The sequence below is a fragment of the Bradyrhizobium sp. 35 genome, from assembly GCF_023073215.1.
In the GTDB taxonomy this organism is placed as follows: Bacteria; Pseudomonadota; Alphaproteobacteria; order Rhizobiales; family Xanthobacteraceae; genus Bradyrhizobium; species Bradyrhizobium canariense_D.
Genome location: NZ_JADPJC010000083.1, coordinates 1 through 3,588, shown reverse-complemented (window position 1 = coordinate 3,588; position 3,588 = coordinate 1). Strand labels below are relative to the sequence as shown.

The window sequence follows — 3,588 nt, the reverse complement described above, 5'->3', positions numbered from 1 at the left end:
AGATACACGAAGCCGCGCGCCATCGCGATGTAAGTGATGTCCATCGCCCAGACCTGGTTCGGACGCGTGATCTCCATGCCGCGCAGCAGATACGGATAAATCTTGTGGCCGGGCTCCGGCTTCGTGGTTCGGAGGCGGCGATAGAGCGCTTCTATCCTCATCCGCCGCATCAGCGTTTTGACATGCCGGCGGCCGATCTTGCACCCGCTCGCCACCTTCGAGTTCGATAGCGTGCCGACGCTGTCCAAGGCACAGGTGATGGCACTCGCCGCAGGCGATGTCTGGCTCGAGACCGGCGACAATCTGCTCCTGTTCGGTCCACCGGGCGGAGGCAAGAGTCGTCTCAGCGCGGCAATCGGCCTGGTCCTCGTCGAGAACGGTTGGTGTGTCTTTCACGCGCACCACTGATCTCGTACAGCGGCTGCAAGTGGCGCGGCCCGAGTTAGCGCTGGAGACAACAAACCGCCAGGCTAGATCGCTACGACCTGCTGATCCTCGATGAGATTGCATACGTCTCGAAATCAATCCGAGACCAGAGTGCTGTTCGACCTGATCGCCGCGCGCTACAGAACGGCGCTCGCTTCTAATCACGTTAACCAGCCCGTCGGGCGAATGAAGCCGCATCTTTCCCGATCAGGCCATGACGTTCGCGGCCATCGACCGGCTCGTGCACCACGCACCGATCATGGAGCTGAACGTCGAAAGCTACCGCAGGAAGGCAGCCATCGATCGCAGGCGTGGTCCCGGCCGGCCGCCCAAGGAGATCGAAAGCACATTGATTGACGCTGGCGGTGATCGTTGATTGTCGCGCGACGTCAATCAGCTGTTGCCAAGCTGATCGTCCGCGACAATGATCCAGCGACCCGGCTCCAATCTTCTCATCCAAGATTGTCGCGCCGGTCTCATCTAGATTGTCGCGCTACAGAGGATGCTTGGAGAAGTCACCATCTATTGCGCCATTCAACGTCCTTCGCATAGCGCCGACTGGAAGGCACTGACGGTACGCGATAGCGGTAGGGACAAGTTCCGCGCCCTCATCAGACCTGCTTTTTCACTCACCGCCAAAGCTCCTAAGCGCGAGCAGCCGATTGAAAGAGCCAACTTCCGATATGGCGGCCATCGCCGGCTGAAGATCCACGTGCATGAAGAGTTCTTGAAAGTGTTTCTGTCAACTTACATAGCTCAAATAAGGCTGATACAACGGGAACGTGATAGGTTCAGGTATTTTCGCGATGAGCGCCAATGCCGTAATCGCATTGTAATGAACGACCTCCCGTGGCATCTCCTTGGACGATTGCGTTAAAGCTTCCAAAACGCTCCGCTCAGTATGCCAATCAATATTGAAGGAAATCGAAGCCGACAAGCTACGGACATGATGAAGGGTTCCGGGCGGCATATAGAGGATGTCGCCAGCATTTACAGTTATGACGAGAGGAGTTGCTTGCCGATATTGCGGAAAACGCAGGTAATCTGGTTGTTCCGGGTCTATATCAAACCATCTCCAACCACGACGTCCGCAGAACTCAGCGTGCTTTGGTGGTATGATTATGAACTTTTTCGCGCCGTAAATTTGGAAGAAGAGGTTATGGCTAAGCAGCGTGTCGAAGTGGAGCGGAGTGACAGTACCAATAGGGCCCATGAAGAACTGCGTGTATCGCCACCAATGCTGACGGTACCAGGAGCTAAGAAAGGTTACGGGAAAGGGCTGACAGTCCTCTGCCAGGCTTGGCACTAGGCCCAGTAATGGAATATCGTGGCAATACGGCATCGCTGCGGCATCCGATGACACTCCATCTGCGCTCGAAGGCTGCGCCATTATGAACCGAGCATAATCAGCAAGGCGCCAGGAGGAGACCTCGATCTGACCACTTTTCAGCGTCTTGACAGTCACGGAAAGTGATCCCGCGACCTGATCAAAATACTGCGGAGACCAGCGCTGGCAGGCAATCCAATCCGAGCAGCCGCCACGCAGAATAACTGGGCTCATTGCATCAACATAATTCGTCACAAAATCCTGATCCGATAATTGTGTTACTGTAGGAATCGATGACCAACCAGCATTCTGTAGGGTCGATAACACTCGATGGCCTGGAGGAGGTGCCGACGTTACTTTTGCTTCAGCCATCTTTGATCCTTTTTTGCGACGCAATTATTGGAACGTCAGCCAATTCCGCGTTCGGAATTCAGCCCCTAAAATGATCGTATTCTGCACGTCCGCACTTGCCTACGCCCAAATTTGGGGGGCGGATTTATCAGTTATCACTGACCTGCCACTGCGTATTTTTTTTCAGATGGATCTAGAGTCTGGCCCAGAGCACGGACAGATGAAACGAGGAAGGGTTCACGCAAGAGCAGATGGTCGCCGTGAGGAGAAGCGAAACTGAAGGCTTCTGGATGAGCACTGCCGCGAACCTATCCCCGCGTCGGACGCGCCAGCTTGGACCAGCACGGTATATCCTTGCGGAGGTCTTGCGATGTTCAGTGGGCTCCTCACTGAGAAGTGCTACCTGAACCGCCCCGGGTTTGCCGGAGGCTCCAACTCCTGAGAGGATGGAGCCATGACAAGCAAGACCACGAAGAAGTTTTCGCCTGAAGTCCGCGACCGTGCGGTTCGGATGGTTCTGGATCGCGCCGGCGAGCACCCGTCGCGCTGGGCGGCAGTGACCTCGATTCCGGCCAAGATCGGCTGCACACCGCAGACGCTGCATGACTGGGTCAAGAAGGCCGAGATCGACAGCGGGCAGCGGGCCGGTGTCCCGACTGAGATGGCCGAGAAGCTGAAGGCCCTGGAACGGGAGAACCGTGAGCTGCGGCAGGCCAACGAGATCCTGCGCAAGGCAAGCGCTTATTTTGCGATGGCGGAGCTCGACCGCCGGTCCAAGCCATGATCGCCTTCATCGACGATCATCGTGGGGCGCATGGGGTCGAGCTGATCTGCAAGGTGTTGCCGATCGCCCCCTCGACCTACCACGCCCATGTGGCGAAGCGGCGCGATCCCGCCAAGCTGTCGGCGCGCGCCAGGCAGGACGCCGCGCTGACGAGGTTCGGCGCGTCTTCGATCAAAACTTCTCCGTCTACGGCGTGCGCAAGGTGTGGCGGCAGCTCAAGCGTGAAGGCTTCGATGTTGCCCGTTGTACCGTGGCGCGGCTGATGCGGGACATGGGCCTACAAGGGGTCATCCGCGGCAAGCCCGTCAAGACCACGATCAGCGACAAGGCTGCGCCATGCCCGCTGGATCACGTCAACCGCCGGTTCAAGGCACCAAGGCCGAACGTCCTCTGGCTCTCCGACTTCACCTATGTCGCGACCTGGACCGGCTTTGTCTACGTCGCCTTTGTGATCGACGCCTATGCCCGCAGGATCGTGGGCTGGCGGGCCTCGCGCACGGCGCATGCAGGCTTCGTTCTCGATGCGCTGGAACAGGCCCTACACGATCGCCGACCGGTCCACCGCGGCGGGCTCGTGCATCATAGCGATAGGGGTAGCCAAGGCGGATTCAAACGATCGTCGCAACAGCGATCTTGTTCACTCATGATAGCCAATCGTCAAGCGCCTCCGCCGGCGTTTTCCATCCCAGCGTCTTTCTCG

The 3,588-nt window shown here is 57.8% G+C and carries 1 protein-coding gene, 3 pseudogenes and 1 other annotated feature; of the genes and pseudogenes, 2 read left to right on the top strand and 2 right to left on the bottom strand.

All coding sequences use genetic code 11. The features are described from left to right. Positions 1–206 (bottom strand): annotated as a pseudogene (locus tag IVB36_RS18825) (IS3 family transposase); the annotation flags it as partial. 1 nt (position 207) lies between these two features. On the opposite strand from IVB36_RS18825, the pseudogene IVB36_RS18820 reads away from it, so the two are divergent. After that, positions 208–757, top strand: a pseudogene (locus IVB36_RS18820) (ATP-binding protein); the annotation flags it as partial. A 411-nt stretch (positions 758–1,168) separates the two neighbouring features. Here the strand turns inward: IVB36_RS18820 and IVB36_RS18815 are convergent. After that, positions 1,169–2,125: a cupin-like domain-containing protein gene (locus IVB36_RS18815; protein WP_247392717.1), complete on the bottom strand. Its 957-nt coding sequence runs from the start codon at positions 2,123–2,125 to the stop codon at positions 1,169–1,171. 433 nt (positions 2,126–2,558) lie between these two features. On the opposite strand from IVB36_RS18815, the pseudogene IVB36_RS18810 reads away from it, so the two are divergent. Beyond that, a pseudogene (locus IVB36_RS18810) lies at positions 2,559–3,489 on the top strand (IS3 family transposase); the annotation flags it as partial. Next, positions 2,843–2,959: a sequence feature (AL1L pseudoknot), on the top strand. It overlaps the preceding pseudogene by 117 nt. Positions 3,490–3,588 lie beyond the last annotated feature (99 nt).

What these genes read in the sequence shown, in the direction of transcription:
- IVB36_RS18815 (WP_247392717.1), bottom strand. Translation starts at nt 2,125, where the DNA reads ATGGCTGAAGCAAAAGTAACGTCGGCACCTCCTCCAGGCCATCGAGTG.